Source organism: Falsihalocynthiibacter sp. CO-5D18 (assembly GCF_041205445.1).
Taxonomy (GTDB): Bacteria; Pseudomonadota; Alphaproteobacteria; order Rhodobacterales; family Rhodobacteraceae; genus Falsihalocynthiibacter; species Falsihalocynthiibacter arcticus.
In genome coordinates, this window is record NZ_JBGFCF010000005.1 from 76,782 (window position 1) to 92,203 (window position 15,422).

At 52.0% G+C, this 15,422-nt stretch carries 14 protein-coding genes; 2 read left to right on the forward strand and 12 right to left on the reverse strand.

Going from position 1 to position 15,422, the window contains the following annotated elements; all coding sequences use genetic code 11:
• Positions 1 to 62: 62 nt before the first annotated feature.
• Positions 63 to 956: a LysR family transcriptional regulator gene (locus AB9F27_RS08485; RefSeq protein WP_335584443.1), complete on the forward strand. Its 894-nt coding sequence runs from the start codon at positions 63 to 65 to the stop codon at positions 954 to 956.
• A 421-nt stretch (positions 957 to 1,377) separates the two neighbouring features.
• On the opposite strand, the gene AB9F27_RS08490 is transcribed toward AB9F27_RS08485, so the two are convergent.
• From AB9F27_RS08490 to AB9F27_RS08520, 7 genes are all read right to left on the reverse strand, one after another.
• Positions 1,378 to 2,481: a CDP-glycerol glycerophosphotransferase family protein gene (locus AB9F27_RS08490; RefSeq protein ID WP_335584420.1), complete on the reverse strand. Its 1,104-nt coding sequence runs from the start codon at positions 2,479 to 2,481 to the stop codon at positions 1,378 to 1,380.
• 91 nt (positions 2,482 to 2,572) lie between these two features.
• Positions 2,573 to 3,313, reverse strand: coding sequence for a formyltransferase family protein (locus AB9F27_RS08495; RefSeq protein WP_335584421.1), 741 nt, complete (start codon positions 3,311 to 3,313; stop codon positions 2,573 to 2,575).
• A gap of 341 nt (positions 3,314 to 3,654) precedes the next feature.
• The gene (locus AB9F27_RS08500) at positions 3,655 to 4,230 is read right to left on the reverse strand and encodes a hypothetical protein (protein WP_335584422.1); all 576 of its coding nucleotides are present in this window, start codon (positions 4,228 to 4,230) and stop codon (positions 3,655 to 3,657) included.
• Complete coding sequence (locus tag AB9F27_RS08505; protein ID WP_335584423.1) at positions 4,227 to 4,748, reverse strand: adenylyl-sulfate kinase; 522 nt, start codon at positions 4,746 to 4,748, stop codon at positions 4,227 to 4,229. Before AB9F27_RS08505 ends, AB9F27_RS08500 begins: the two co-directional genes overlap by 4 nt.
• Positions 4,749 to 4,799: 51 nt before the next feature.
• Positions 4,800 to 5,540 (reverse strand): phosphocholine cytidylyltransferase family protein, encoded by a 741-nt coding sequence (locus AB9F27_RS08510; RefSeq protein ID WP_335584424.1) that lies wholly within the window; start codon positions 5,538 to 5,540, stop codon positions 4,800 to 4,802.
• Positions 5,541 to 5,604: 64 nt separating this feature from the next.
• Positions 5,605 to 6,261, reverse strand: coding sequence for a gamma-glutamyl-gamma-aminobutyrate hydrolase family protein (locus AB9F27_RS08515; protein ID WP_335584425.1), 657 nt, complete (start codon positions 6,259 to 6,261; stop codon positions 5,605 to 5,607).
• Positions 6,258 to 8,681 carry a PEP/pyruvate-binding domain-containing protein gene (locus AB9F27_RS08520; protein ID WP_335584426.1) on the reverse strand — a complete coding sequence of 808 codons (2,424 nt, stop codon included), beginning with the start codon at positions 8,679 to 8,681 and terminating at the stop codon, positions 6,258 to 6,260. Before AB9F27_RS08520 ends, AB9F27_RS08515 begins: the two co-directional genes overlap by 4 nt.
• Before the next feature lie 1,242 nt (positions 8,682 to 9,923).
• Here AB9F27_RS08520 and AB9F27_RS08525 point away from each other — a divergent pair.
• Positions 9,924 to 10,223: a hypothetical protein gene (locus tag AB9F27_RS08525; protein ID WP_335584427.1), complete on the forward strand. Its 300-nt coding sequence runs from the start codon at positions 9,924 to 9,926 to the stop codon at positions 10,221 to 10,223.
• Here AB9F27_RS08525 and larB read toward each other — a convergent pair.
• Genes larB through AB9F27_RS08550 form a run of 5 tightly spaced genes read right to left on the reverse strand, consistent with a single transcriptional unit; the run spans position 10,220 to position 15,388 of the window.
• Positions 10,220 to 10,900, reverse strand: a complete 681-nt coding sequence (gene larB / locus AB9F27_RS08530; RefSeq protein ID WP_335584428.1) for a nickel pincer cofactor biosynthesis protein LarB — start codon at positions 10,898 to 10,900, stop codon at positions 10,220 to 10,222. The two genes, AB9F27_RS08525 and larB, sit on opposite strands and share 4 nt — an antisense overlap.
• On the reverse strand, positions 10,897 to 11,700 hold the full coding sequence (locus AB9F27_RS08535; protein WP_335584429.1) for an adenine nucleotide alpha hydrolase: 804 nt from the start codon (positions 11,698 to 11,700) through the stop codon (positions 10,897 to 10,899). Before AB9F27_RS08535 ends, larB begins: the two co-directional genes overlap by 4 nt.
• The gene (locus AB9F27_RS08540; protein WP_335584430.1) at positions 11,693 to 12,847 is read right to left on the reverse strand and encodes a LarC family nickel insertion protein; all 1,155 of its coding nucleotides are present in this window, start codon (positions 12,845 to 12,847) and stop codon (positions 11,693 to 11,695) included. The genes AB9F27_RS08535 and AB9F27_RS08540 overlap by 8 nt, the downstream gene beginning before the upstream one ends.
• Complete coding sequence (larA, locus tag AB9F27_RS08545) at positions 12,844 to 14,133, reverse strand: nickel-dependent lactate racemase (RefSeq protein WP_369757651.1); 1,290 nt, start codon at positions 14,131 to 14,133, stop codon at positions 12,844 to 12,846. Before larA ends, AB9F27_RS08540 begins: the two co-directional genes overlap by 4 nt.
• Positions 14,123 to 15,388, reverse strand: a complete 1,266-nt coding sequence (locus AB9F27_RS08550) for a glycerate kinase (RefSeq protein WP_335584432.1) — start codon at positions 15,386 to 15,388, stop codon at positions 14,123 to 14,125. The genes larA and AB9F27_RS08550 overlap by 11 nt, the downstream gene beginning before the upstream one ends.
• Positions 15,389 to 15,422 lie beyond the last annotated feature (34 nt).

Genomic DNA, 15,422 nt, shown 5'->3' on the forward strand with positions numbered 1-15,422 from the left:
ATATAGAATGCGGATTACAGATACGGAATTGCGTATCGTTCTTGGTTTGGTATACGTAAATGATGGAGTGGAAACGATCAGCTTTCGACTGGAATCAGGCAAGGGCATTTCTTGTGACCGCTGAGGAAGGGTCACTATCCGCGGCCGCGCGTGCGCTTGGGCTGACACAACCAACGTTGAGCCGCCAGGTCGCGGGCCTCGAAGAAGCGCTTGGAGTGACACTCTTTGAACGAACATCGCGCGCGCTTTTACTGACACAATCAGGCGTAGAGTTGCTTGCACATTTTCGGACGATGGGCGATGCAGCAAACAGCATATCCGTTGTCGCAACGGGCCAATCCCAAGCGGTGACCGGACATGTGTTGATTTCAGCCACAAACCTGATGGCGACGCATTTTCTGCCGCCCGTCCTTAAAAATTTGCGCAAAACCGCGCCAGATCTTCAGATCGAGATTATCGCATCAAATGAGTTAAGTGATTTGCGGCGGCGTGAAGCTGACATAGCAATCCGTCATAGTCGACCCAAAGACGAGACCCTGTTTGCAAAGCGGCTTCGGGATACGACGGCACATCTTTTCGCTTCAAAACAATACCTTGACGAAGTAGGGCGCCCAAAGACGCTCACGGATCTTGAAGGGCTGAAGTTTGTCGGTTTCGACCAGCCTGAACTGCGGCTTGGCTTGATGGCGTCACGTGGGCTGAACCTAACGACCGCAAATTTCAATTTTTCCACCTCGAGTGCAACACTTGCCCTCGAACTTGTCCGGCAAGGCTTTGGGATTGGCATTCTTCCAATCGAGATCGGCGAGGTTTATCCGGAGCTCGAAAACCCATACTTGGCGTTTGAGCCAATCAGCATTGAGACTTGGTTGGTGGCCCACCGAGAGCTTAAAACAAATCTGCGTATCCGCTTGGTTTTCGATCTTTTAGCAAAAGGCATTGGAACGAAAAATTAGAACGCATCCCTCGTGTTGGGGGCTTGGCAGGACGTGTGCGACATTTTTCATCTCGCTAGCCTTAGAATGTGCAATCGCATGGAAGTCCGCTGCATACATCAGTCACGGTGTCCGTGTTCGCGGCCCGCGCCGCATCGCCTGCGAGCCGCTTCTTGCCAGCTTCCATGAAGTCCTTGGACCATTTGTAGAAAATGCCTTTGAAGCACTCTTCTCCTTATACGGGGCGTGTATGGAATATTGTTTCAAACACAACAATGAGCCAATCAGTTTTTGGTCTTGCTTTCCATGGGTTCAAGTAAGTTGGCACACTGAGCTGCTTTGATAAATGGCTCGTGCCACCTCTCATTTGGCGATCACTCGTCCGATTAAAACGAAACGCGCAAATCTGTAATCGTCCGACGAAAGGTAACCCGGCAAATGTCTACGAGATCATCCGCGACGGGGACGTGATCTCATTCAGAAGCATGTCGAGCAACGTGTGAGCCGCTACACGACCGGAATTCCCATGGTAGGGTGCAAAAAAATACGCCCTTTCATCGGCATACTGAGACATCTGACGTTCCCATATCGTATCGTCCGCGAGAATTTTCGGGATATCAAACCGCTTATCAGCATCGATGTTGAGCACCCAATCGCGAATTTTCAGATCCAGAGAGTCTTCGCCCATAAGCTTGCTCTGCGCAGCGTCTTCGATATTCAGTAGGAGAAGCTTTTTCCCAGTGTAGATTGCGCCAAAGGGGGATCCGCCATAATCCGCCAAAACATAATCGGTCACATAGAACATTTGCACGTTGTTGATATAGCGATCAGATAACAATGGTATGCCGTTTTTCCGCAGAATTTCCATGCTCTTGGCATCGGCGTACATTCCTGGATGCAGTTTCACTAAAAGATTATAGTCATCCTTTAGTTTTGCGACGGCGTCGGAATAGGTAGCCACGGAAGACAGCGTCGACCATGTTGGAAGCCACGTCACGACCAGTTTTTTCGGGTCGCATCCTAGATCTTGCAAAATCTTGTCACGGTTCAGCGAATTGTCGAAGTAGGAATCAAATCGCGGATAGCCGATCTGTTTTGTTTGAATTTTCGGATATTTCGCTAACATTTCAGCGTGATACGGCCCCCAACACAAGACGGTATGATACATCTTGTTCCACTCTCGGAAATTCCAGCCAGCCTTGCCGAGCGCATACATCAGGCGTACATGGGTGTGTGCAAGATCGACCAGCTTTGGTCTATTCTGGTCCTTAAAAATAAACGGATGATGGCTGACCATGACGGCAAACTTCATTCCGGTCTCATAGGCACGCTTTGGCGAGATGGCTTGGTAGCCATGCTTGCGCGCGAAAGCAATGATGGGGTCTTTTTCTTCTGCCACGTCCCACGACCCAAGAACGCAAGTCGACTCTCGGGGCATATTCAGCAAGATGCCTTTGTAATGATTGAGCATTTCAAGATCGCGGACGGCGAGAGCGACCCGTGGCACGAAGTGCGTAATTGCGCGCTGCCCTTTTACAGGGGCCACTACAGTTTGATCATTTTTTTGCCGAAACAGAGTGCTTCTGAGGTGGGCTAGATCACGTTTGGCCCGACCTCCTATTCTATAAATTAATGACTTAGGTGGCACTTTTAACCTCGCCGGATTTGACATGTTCAATCGCTATGTTTTTAAGCACCGGGTGAATAACATAGAAGGTCTGCCCCTCAGTGTCATCTTGCTCAACAGTTTTCAGGTTCCCATCGGATGCCGCGTAGTTTTTGAGAACCTTCACCAGTAAATCTGCCCTGATCGCGCTGTCGTAAATATAGTCAATATCGATTTCGCGGGTGGGCGGAGCGTAATGTTCCTTCGCGACAATGTCGCCGGTGTCAATGTCGGGGCTTAAGTAGATTGCCGACACGCCGCACCGATTTTCGGCGAGAAGGCTATAGTAACACGTTGTGCTCCCGCGATACTCTGGCAAATACCCCGAATGCAGGTGCAGGAACTTCCAGTTCTTACACAAGTCGCCGGGCACCAATTCGCCTCCAAATCCTGAATAAATAACAAGTTTTGGTTGAAGCTCTGTGAGGCGGTCTCTGATGCTTTGGTCCGAAATACTTTGCGCGCTAAGGTCTTGCACCGATGTGCCGAACTTTTCGCATACTTCTCTTAGTGGCACGCCGAGCGTGGGGGTGAAAACACCCTTGATTTCAGGAGAGCGCGCGAGTTGTTCGGCCTGTCCAAGTCTAGCTTTGGAACCCATTCCAAAAAGAAGGGTGGCTTGAGGACTTAAACCCGAGTTGACCATCGCCTGTGCATACGCACTTGATCTGGCAGTGTCTGCTGCCAGAAACACAACTCCTTGCAATGTCATGAGACCCTCACCGATAGTACCAAAAAACGTCATCACTCGCGCCAATTTTCTCGCGCAGTATCAAAATATTATAGGTGTAGCTGTTTGGATTGGCAATGTATCCAATTATGGTATCTTGGCGGTTAAAAACCTATCATGTGCGACGGGCTCAACCTGAGGTACACATTTTTAAGTCCACTGGCGCAATTCCACCTATGGGGAAACGTCCGCGGTAAACACTGTACGTGCTCTACCAGCCTAAGTGTCCCATAAATTGCGACGCAGAGAAGGTCCGGAATGTTAGAGCAAGATCGGGTTCCTAAGGGAAAGCCATGCCGAAACCCCAAGCATGGAGAATTCAATTACCCCGCCAACTTAGCCGTAATACCTTCTTCGTTTTGAATAAGGCCAGCCAAGCGACGCTGTAGATCAGTCGAAAGTTGGCTTCGAACCGAGCAAAGGGTGTCGATGACCTTCAATAACGCGTTTAGCTTTGGCAATTTTCCGTCAGCTTGGAACGAGATCACTAAAACTTCGGCAAAGCGCACGTAAAGGTCAAGGTCTTCGCGCTTGGTGCGATCGATGGCGCGAAAATTTTTGTCATAGGCGCGGTGCAAATACTTTGTCGTTTCGAACTTGTGAACAAGCCGGTCGAGCCAAAAACCAGCTTTGCCGGATTGATCGGACTTTTGCAGCTCTGCCATGAGTTGCTCAAGGAGGTCTGCGGTCACAACCGCGCCATTCTCTGGAAGCTGCGACGTGCTTGTTACAGGGAATTCGGATGGCTGGGCTGCTGGCTGCGGCAATTCCGCCAAAACCGCGTCACGGGACGCGCGCCACGCTTGCACCATCGGTGCGCCGACCGCAGGTGTATAAAAGTAAGTATTGCGGTCGTTAAGGCGGTTGCCTTCGGCGTAAGGGTAGCCCAATTGACTCATAGTTTAACACCATTTGCCGCGAGGATTTGCCGTGCCACAGCGTCGACATCAAGGCCCGGTTTGGAATTGTCGATGATCAGATCGGCGGTCTCGGGCCGTGGAAACGGAATATCAACGCCAACCACATGGGTGCGTTCCCCGCGCAACGCCTTTGCATAAATATCCTTGATGTCCCGCCGCACCAACTCGTCCATCGGAACGTCTAAAAAGACCTCGAAATACTTCGAAAACTCCCGACGATTGTCTTCGCGCAAATCGGGGAAAATCGACAGGATCGAACACACCACATTGATGTTCTGCCGGTCCAGCCAACGGCAAAGCCGAAAAATCCGCTCTGCGTTGCGCCGCCGTCCAGAAAGCTCGTGTGAATCCGGCTGAATATTCTCGCGCATGATGTCGCGGATTTCGTCGCCGTCGACAAGCACAGTATTGGGGGCCGCATGTGCCCACAGTTCGTGCACACGCCGCGCCACCGTTGTTTTACCCGCACCGGACAGGCCAATCACCCAGATTACCATTGACTACTCCTTGAAAGTCTACGGGCCAAAAGCCGCATATTTACGTTAGGTTTATGCCTCAAGAGTGAGTTGACCTTCGTCAACGATCTCGTGGGCCACGCGCAAATCAGACGTGCTGTCGACCTCGCACCAACCACCAGAAATCGCCGCGCCATGGATTGTATGACCCGCATTAATCAGACGCATCAGAAGCGACGTCATATCCATTTTGGGACGCTCTTCCTCCGTTGTCACCGACAAAATTGCATCGATTGTCTGACGTGAAAACCGCAGCAGTCCCATATACTGCCCTTCGATCTCAGCGAGAGAGTCTGTCTTGCCGCCGATCTCGGTGAGGATGTTGTCGTTTGAGATACGGAATGTTTCGGCATCCGAAAGCGGGTCCTCAAAGCGGCGGTTCCACTGCGTGAGCCAGTCTTTGTCATAGGCCAAGGCGGTATCACCCGGTGCCGCCATAAGTTTTTTCACGATGGAGGGCGCATAAACGATGTCCGAATAGCTAATGATCACGGGCCCGTCAATTTCTGCGGCCGCGCAGATCAGGCTGCTCACCATGTTGGTGTTTGCCCAATCATCGTTCGGGATGGTTCGATCGGCGTAGGGCGCAAACTGCTCGCCGCGATATCCCGTGACGATGACGATGTCGTCGATACCGGCGCTGCGCAACGCGTCGATTTGCCATGCAACCAAGGGCTTAGACGCAAGTTTCACCAACCCTTTGGGTCGGTCATTGGTCATTTCGCGCATCCGACTGCCACGTCCTGCTGCTAGAATAATTGCTTTCTTTGTCATGATGTCACCACGCTCATAGTTTAGATTTCGTTTGGCTGGATCGTTCCAGTCAACGCTCTTTTGATCAGGTCCAGAAAGCACCGTCCGTAAATAGCTTCCTGATGACGGTAAAATCAAATGCAGGCGATCCGCCGTCCCGCTCGGGGTGCCATTGGATCGCGAGCACTGGTTTTGAGCGGTGCGCAAACCCTTCGACGCAATCGCCAGCCGTCGCAAAAACCTCAAACTCGGGTGCCACGCCGCCGGACAGCAACGCCCCCTGATTATGGTAACTGTTCACGGTCAAAACGCCGCTACCGGCAATCTCGCGAAAGGGGGCGGTGCTAATTCCAATGTCATGACGCACGGCGGTGTGCGAATGACCTGTCGCATCAGAAACCGAGGTTTCGATTTCGCCACCCGTCAATTTATGGATGACCTGTAGTCCGCGACAAACCCCAAGCAGAGGCAAATTCGTTTTGAGCGCATGCTCGTATAAGTGTGTTTCGGTCGCGTCGCGCTCAGGGGCGTCGCCCCAGTCATTTCCGTTCGACAAGATTATGCCGTGTGGCCGAACCGCGGCGAGCCATGCGCTGACATCCGGCAGATTGTTAGGGACGGGCACCAGCACGGCCTCGGGAAAGTGCTCGCCGAAGGCCCGAATCCAGTCGTGACCAAGCGCATCGCGCCGATCAGGATAGGACGGATTTTCCACAACCCGCTGTGTTATTGCAATTATCATCTGATACGATTGGTGGTGGTTTTAAGGGTACCTTGGGCACAATTCAGTTCCACCATGCTGCTGGCCAAAACCTGCTCAAATAACTGCTCGCCGGCGCCGATTGTCGCCGGAATTCGGAACTCTGCGCACCGGATTGCCATATGGGAATTTGCGCCGCCGAACTTGGTGATAAGGCCAAGGATATTGCGGGTGAATATCCAGTCAAAACCGGGGTCGGCGCTCTCGATGACGACGATTTTACCATCGATTTTGTCGTCCACTTCGTTCCCAGTCAAATGAACGATCTCACCCTCCACTGACTTCGACGTTATGAAGTTTGGACGGCTGATCAACAGGGGAACGATGTGAAAATCACTGACCTCTTTGATGAGGTAGGGCAGGTGGAGCCCCATGGTGACTTGATAATCCTTCATGTTGGTTTCGGCAGTGCTGCGCAGATACTCTTCGGTAGAGCGGCCCTTGTTCATCGAATTGACGTCGAGGATTGTTTGGATCGGGATGAAGGAAAGCTCGTCCCTGCTCAGGCCATTCCGCTGCCCCCATGCCGCGATACCTTCGAGCGCGTCAGAAAGGTTTCGCGTGAACACAAATTTGGAATATTCACGGGCTTCTGTTGCCTTGCCAATATAGTCAAACAACGTATCGACATTCGTGTCGTACCCAAAATCATCCAGCAACGACTGGATTTTCGCTTTCTTGTCATCAGAAAGCACAAACCCGACTTCCAGCCCCTCTGGATCACTGGTTTCGACCACAGGCGCGTTGCGCATCCGCTCGATCAATTCAGGACGGCTATCATAGCGCATCGACTGAATGTCGTAGGCGCCGGGCCGCAAATGGCCATAGCGATTGAGGAAAATACCAAGATCAAGTTTGCCGTCCGAGAGCTTGCGCATATCGCTAACAAGGTCCCCGGCAACGGTATTGACCGTCCCCATGAAGGCATCCATATCCGCTTGCGTAAGCACATCCAAACTGACCAGCGATTTCAGGAACGACTGGGCAATAAATCCGTGCCGTGCCAGAATAGAGAACGGCACCGTGCCCAGATCGACGCAGTCTTCTAGGAGCGCGGCAACCGACGAAAGATCGATTTGACTGTGGTAACCCGCGCGTTCATCGCATTTGCGCGACAGCGTTTCAATTTTTTCAAGTTCACTTTCAATCGATGCGGTTTGCGACGTTATCAAGGAATGGGTCAGGCGTTGCAGGCAATCCTTGAAAATATCGCGTTCCCCATCATCGAGAAGACCAGCGCACTGCTCCTCAAATCGCTTATCAAAATCAAAAGAAAGCGTGGTGATCGCAACGTCGAACTCGACCTTATCGTGCAACTGCGGATTGTCGGACAGGCGTTGTACCCAACCATCAACGAGCTTGTGACCGATCGCGGGAGGGAGGTCTGCGGGCAGGTAGGAATGGAAGCTCAGACGCGCATCAATATACGGCTGTCCACCGAACATATACATCAATGGGGAGCCTTGCGGTTCGGCATAGCCCATTTGTTTGCGCGCCAAACGCCATGTTCTATCCGTAATCAGGCGCTGGTAAAGTGACACCGCGAGGGGCCGTGGTCGTGAGCCGATCATTTCGACGGGGTTCCAGTCGGGCATCTGCCCGAAGAGAGACCGACTGCCGTAGACACCGCTCAGCGGCTGAAACCTCGTCGCCGCAAACGCTGACATGCTTTTGATGGCATCGCGGATGCGCAGCGCCATGCCGCGGTTCCAGTTTGCTTGGGTTGTGATCTTGCGCACTTGGAACAGAAAGACGCGGTTGTCTTTGTCGACGGCGAATTCGATATCGAGCGCATCAATTTCTGTGACCGCTTCGATTTCAGCCACCGCATCAAGCACGGCCCTAAAACGTGGAGAATTCAGTGTGTGTTGCGAATTGCGATGTACGAAGAGCGTGCGACCGTTCTGTTCGCCCGACGTAACACTGTCTGTTCGTCCTGAAACGTCATCATAGTTAATGACGTAATAGGGGGCACCAGTATTGAGGTCTTGGGTAAAGACCACGCCGCTCATCGAAACATTGTTGACGTAGACTTGAATGAGAACTTGGTGATTGCGCTCACAGAGTTCCAAGCCCCCCGGATAGCTCTCGATAATAGTATCAATCGCCTGAGAGAGGCTGTCTGTGTCGCCGCCGTTAATATCTAGAAGGGACTCAAACTCGCCAGCCATTGTCGATTCATTGCTATCTTCACCCTGCGCAGAGGAGCGAACCGCAACTTTTTTGTGCTTGAAACGACGTGTCAGAGTGTCAATCACACTCTCGTTATTATTGACCCACTCCTCAACCGAAATAAAGCTAAAGTCTGGGATGATCGACTGCTCAAGACTTGGTCCAAGTCCCTGCAGCGTTTCGGCTTTTGTACCGAACCCAAAACGTCCGACCTCAGTAATTCTTGTCATTCGTGGCGGCTCCTCAACTTACGCATGTCACTTTGTTAGGTACGTGTTTACTTCACTTATTCTGATTCAAGTTCGCGACGGCACCGTTAAAGAATCTGTTTTTATAGCTAAAGAAGTAGATTGTCGGTTTCAAGGTGATACGTGCGAGCGACGCTAATCCCAGCCAGACACGCTCATATATAGTCCGGTACGGACCCAATGAAAAATAAACGGGGTGCTTGGTCTGAGGATTTTATGATTTCGGCGAGGAATACTGTGAGAAGCAATGCCAGAACACATGGGAATATCCGCGCACATTAGAAATTTGGGCACAACCAAAGCTCCAGCCTAATTCGGGTTTTATGCTGTGGATCGCCCAATTAAACTGGCGCGGTTCAGTAACGTGATTTGGTCTCATTCAAGCGTCAAGATTGCTCTGCAACATTCAAATAACCTCGGTATTGAGCGGCGCGTTTTCGCTGGTACCCAGAAAAACTTGCTCGTCTCCATCCTTATGGCAAGGAAATATTTTCGTATTAAACTGAGATCGTTAATCTAAATTTACGTCTGTTTGTAAAACAGCGCCCATAGCGGCATGAACTGCGTCGAAAATTTCACAGACATAGGCCTGACTCACCTTATTTAAGGCAGATTCAGTTGGCAGTGACCACGTGGCACGAACCGATCAATTACGCTAAGAGGGACCGGAATTAGGGTCCTAGGGCTATATCACGAATAGCGATTTCCTCTACACTCTCTGGCAGGTGGTTTTTCGTGCGGAAGCTGCTCGGATTGGTTCAATTCTCAAAAATACTATCCTTGTATTACTCAATACTCCGGTGCCAATCTCTTGTGGATATGGCGTTTATTTGAGGTCGCCTCAAAGACTAGATGAGGGCGTGGCGACAGGTATTTATCTTATAAATTCAAAGCGGTATGCAAAAGCCAATTAAGGAAATCCCCTATGCTCAATGACTTGAAAAATGGGCTTCAGGGGGGATAATATCCCGTGTCGCAAGGTTTGAGGAAAACGCCTCCAGAAGTAAATGGCACAAAATATCTCCATATCAATACCTTGTGCCAATAAGTTCATGTATTTCGCGGTAATTTAATGACTTTGACGGCAATCGCATCAGAAGCGCCCTGACCTCCAAAACGCACGATAAATGTATAAAATTCAAGGCAAACCGAAAAGTTTCGCGGATTATTAAGATTCAGTCTGCATGATCCAAAGCGGGTGATTTGGGTTTTTAGGATGGGTTTATGAGCATACACCAAGATATTTCTCAAGGTGGCACAGATGTGTCAAATGGGACAGCAGACGCAAAGAATAAAGTGCAAAAACGTTTTCGAAATGTTGTTGTAAAGCGGGAACGGCTTTTTAACCTGCTTCAAGAGGAGCATTTAAAAGAACGGCTTGCGGCGCAGGAAGAAAACGTTTCCAAAGATACGCCCAGTGCCGGCGTTTTCCGACTTTATGGGACGGGGCCATTGCCCGAAGTCAAACCAATGGCCGCTGAAAACGACGACCCAACATCACAAGGGGTTGTCACATTTCGTTAGAAAACGATAGCACCAGTGTCTTTTTCGGAAACCGCAGTAGGGCGCAATATTTTGGCGGCTGCTGCGGCAGCTCCAAAGCCGTTGTCGATATTTACGGTCAAGACACCAGGTGCGCAACTTGCCAAAGCTGAGGTGAGGGCCGCCTGTCCGCCTTGGGAAACGCCATAGCCGACGGACGTTGGCACAGCAATTACCGGAGCACAGACTAATCCGGCAAGGACCGAAAAAAGCGCACCTTCCATACCTGCAATTGCAACTATCAATGGAAATTCGCGTAATTCCGGTAGACGTTCTTGCAATCGCCACAATCCAGCGACGCCTAGATCGGCGAAGAGCACTGCGTTTAAACCAAAAAACTGCGCTGTTGAAATAACTTCCTGCGCAACCTTATGGTCGGACGTTCCACCCGTCACCACGGCCAGTTTTGGTGCATTCGGCGCGATTTTTGGCGCCCGAAAGACTGCCGTTCGTGCAACCAAATCGCAGAGAACATTGTGAGGAGCCAACGCGTGCAATTGTGCGTCCGTCAGGCGGGTCATCAATAGTGGCGTCTGGGATTGTACATGTGCGTCAAAAATGTCCAATAGATGTTCCACAGACTTATTTTCGGCATAAATTACTTCGGGGAGGGACGTTCTCGCTTTACGATCCCAATCAATATTTGTGTGTGATTTCATGATGATATCGGCATGATGAACGCGCTCCCTCGACTATAGGCTGCATGGCCTACGAAAGGTTTTCCGGCCATTTCGCAAAGCGTTTTGACCGCTTGAAGGGCCGCTTCGCTCGGCTTGGAACTTGTATCCAGTCGCAACCCGTTTGGCGTGAGGCGACACCGAATGTCGTCCGCATCCATCATCGTGGCCGCGGCAGTCTCGATTTTATGGATGAGCGCCAAGTCGCCGGCGGAAATGGCAATGCCGGTCTCAACGCGACTGGCCAAACAGGGTTGTGCGGGCAATGTGGCGATATCCGGCAACCCCAGCAACCGCGCGAAGTTTCGCAACTCCGATTTGTCGATTTTGGCCTCTACAAAAGGATGTAAAACGTTATTCTCTTTCGCAGCAATCAATCCGGGTCTGTATTCGCCAAGGTCGTCCAAATTTGTGCCAGCAGCTAGGTCTCCGTGGCATTCCTGACGGATGCGTGCATAGAGATTACTTTTACAGAAATAGCAGCGATTATGGGGGTTTTTAATGTAATTTGGGTCGTCAAACTCTCGGGCGTTGAGTGTTTTAAGCGTCCAGTTTTCAGTTCGCGCCATGTCTATCACGCGCTGCGTGGCTTCGCTCGGAACGGCAGGTGACAGCGCGTGGGCCACAGTGACCTGCCCATTGATGCGTCCCGCAATCGTGGCAAGCGTTAGGCTATCAACGCCACCACTCACGGCTACTGTCAAGTTTGGGGATTGCATAACAACCTTGCGCAAACGCTGAAATGTGGCGAGTTTCTCAAGGGCTTTCGGAACATCATGCATCACGTAGTCCTTCAGATTCACGCGCTTGCTTGCGCCGCTCAGCAAGGCTCAAAAGGGGGGCCAAAGCGTCGCTCTCGACCTTAACTGTGTTTCCAGTGGGCCTGTTGGCCGTTTTAATTGGCCAGCCTGCATGCGTTTCGGATGTGCGTCGCAGAATTTTTCGGCGAACTGTCGAAAATCGAACTCCAAGCGTTGATGTTTGGATAAAACAGGCGCGTATGACGGAGTCTTGCTGTGCGGGAAGCGCCAAAATGCGAAGTGCCGTGCGATTGCGTCCTTTTTTCCCCAGTTCTTGCCGACATCCGACGTCAATTACCCCTTCCGTCTCGCGTAGGTATTCGACTGAGATAGCCAGTTCTTCGCCTGTCATGTCGTCGATTTCAAACGCGATTTCACTGACCATATCCTGTTGTATATCATCGACGGTCGACGTTGTTTCTAAGACCCTCAAGATATTGGCGACGTTGGGGAAGTCCTTCTGTCCTGCCCCCATGCCTGTGTTGCAAACGGACCCCGGAGGAGCCGCTTTTGCAGGTTCCAAATACTTAAGAATCGCGGCGCCGGTCGGAGTAATTCTTTCGCCGCTAACACCATCATCATAACCCTCAAAGCCGTGCAAGAGGAGGGTCGTCGCAGGGGCAGGAACGGGAATCCAGCCATGCTGTGTTTTCACGCGACCAGAGCCGAGCGGCAGTGCACTCACAGACCAAGTTGCGGCGGCTTGATCAATGATGCTTGCGGCGCCAACAATATCGGCGAGGGAGTCCCAATCGGCGACCTCATGAAAATGGACCGCGTCAATTTTAACGCTATGGCATTGCGCTTCAGCTGAAGCTAAGTAGGTGAAAATGTCGAGGGTAATTACCTTTACTTCATCCCGTAAGTCGCTGCCATTAATAAATTTTTTAATGTCATACCAGTTGTGTGTTGGTGGGGCGTCGGTTTCAATTTTGAAGGTGACCTGCGACGCTCTAAACCCAGCTTTCTTGACCGTAGCAACAGTTAATCCAACCGCGAAATCTAGCCCCGCATCGGAAATATCTTGGCGCAAAATCGGCGCAAAATTCGGAAATGTATCCAACATGGCCGCAAGGAACATATCGCCCGAGATACCGCCCAAAACATCTAGGTGAAGGTGGCGGCTCATGCCTTTTTCCGTGCCTGTGGAACCACATAGGGCCCCTCTGGGATCACAGCGATATCGGCGTCGCCATGCGTTTTGATACTCGCGGCGATGGCTGCAGTGAGGTCTGTGACGCGGGAAATACCCGTGACCGCGAAATCCGCTTCGGGTAAGTGCGATGAATAGAGATGCACATGCCCCGCGCGCATGGGTTTGAGCTGCATTTCGGTCTGCCATTCGTCAACATCAGCAAGAGATTTAGCCAGTAGGGAGTCCAGAAATGCTGTCGGGCCCATTGCAACCAATTTTTCTTGCGCGGCCCGAAAATGTGGCGAGCCAAGCCCTTCGCCGCAATGGGATGCGATGATCAACGTGCCTCCGGGCGCAAGGATATCGAGGGGAGTGACCATGCCTTTCACCGTTTGGTAATAGGTTTGGTCCAACGGATAACCCGCAGCGGAGGTCACGACCGTTTTGAACGTCCGGCCCACGGGGATTTCGGTGAACTCTCGCACAAATTCAACGGCGGAAAGGTGGCTTTGGATGATCTCGCCGAAGCTTGCAAAAACCAGCCTGCGTTTTTCGTCAATAACGGTGTTTAAGGCGTAGGTTTCCCCCAGCATTTGCACGATTTCGAGCTGTTCTTCATGCAGTGGATTGGCCACCAGATTGCATTCCTTAGCGGCGGGGTCTTCCATGAACCGCGCCGAGTGAAACGTGCGAATGGTTTCGTGATGCGCAACACCGGGGGCGACAACTTTGCGCCCACCAGAATAGCCCGCCATAAAGTGCGGCTCCACAAGGCCCGTAGCAATCCGTAGATCAGCGTCGACCAGTCGTTTGTCAAGTTTGACCGGAACGCCGCGTCCTTTAGTGACGCCTAAATCAACGTGATCCTCATCGTTGAGCGCATAGTGGTTTTCAACCTGAACGTTCTCTAATACCCAAGGATCATTGACTAATTCTTCGAGTTCCTCACCCAAATTGGGCCGATGAAGCCCCGTCGCAATGAGGACGGTGATCTTATTTTTAGGAATGCCGGCAGCAATCATTCCCTCGATCATAGGGCGCAGGAAAAGATGGTTTGGAACGGGGCGGGTGATGTCGCAAATCAGGATACATGCGGATCTGCGACCCTGACACAGGGCCTCGAAATTCGCGCTGCCAACGGGGTTGCTTAGGGCATTGGCGATGAGATTTTCTGGCGAGTCCGGCGTGGGAAACGCGGGTTTTGTAATGACGGTCACCTTTGCGCCCTCGGGCAAGGTTAGTTCTAGGCCCTCGCGCCCATATAGAAGGTCAATTTTCATCTGTTGTCTCCACAAAAATCGCTCTGAAATCGTTCACGTTGGTATGGGTCGGTCCGGTTTGAACGAGACCGTCGATCCCTTCGAAAAAACTATAGGCGTCGTGGTTTGCCAGTGCGGTATAGGCCGCATCGCGGGTGGCTTTTGCGTGGGTCTGGGTCGTCCAAATCGCCCCCGCGTTATGTTCTGATCCGTCGCGTCCATCTGTGTCGCAGGCCAATGCCGAGATTGCCCGATTGTCCCAAGCGGCGAGGGCAAAGCCCAACAAAAACTCGCTACAGCGCCCGCCTTTGCCCGGTTTTGCACGCACGGTCACGGTTGTTTCTCCGCCGGAAATCAGGACGGCCGGCCCACGTGCGGGTTGGCCGTGGCGGCTAATTTGTGTCGCGATTCCCGCCATAACTTTTCCGGCCTCGCGGGCCTCACCTTCAATTGCGTCGCCCAAAATTATCGGGGTCACTCCAGCGCGTTTCGCGACAGCGGCGGCGGCCTCAAGGCTTGCTTGGGGGGCGGCGATGATGTGGGTTTGGGCTTTGGTAAAGGCAGGATGGTCGGCGTTCGGTGTTTCGCCATCGGGGCCTTTTAAAACGTCAAGGATGTGGTCGGGAAGGTCGATGGAGAACCGCTCGATGATCGAAAGCGCGTCCGCGACGGTGGAGGCGTCGGGTACAGTTGGGCCAGAGGCAATAATCGATGGCGAGTCGCCGGGAACGTCGCTTATGGCTAAGGTTAGAATTTGCGCAGGAGCGGCTGCTACGGCGAGGCGACCTCCTTTGATGGCCGAGAGGTGTTTGCGCAGCACATTCATTTCGTCTATTGCCGCACCACTTTCCAAAATAAGTTTATTTAACAATTGCTTGTCTTGCAATGTTAAACCTTTCGCGGGAGCAGACATCAGGGCGGAACCACCGCCAGAAATCAGGCAAAGCGCAAGATCCTCTGGCCCCAACTCCTCTAGGAGCGCAAGAATTTTGCGGGCTGCATTAACACCCGCCTCGTCGGGAACGGGATGCCGCGCTTCCACAATTTCGATGCCCTCACAAGGTAATGACGCACCGTGTGGAACGATGACGAGGCCTTCGCACGGCCCCCAATGCGCTTCGACTGCCTGTGCCATGCGCGCGGAGGCCTTTCCAGCGCCGACGACAACCACGCGCCCCTTGGGTTTTTCTGGCAAATAGGGGGGAACCGCTTTGAAGGGGTCCGCTGCTTCAAGAGCCGCGTCAAAAAGGGATTTTAGGAAGTCACTAGGTATCATTTCGGCCTCGGCAGACGTTGGCGTGAATGGGTGT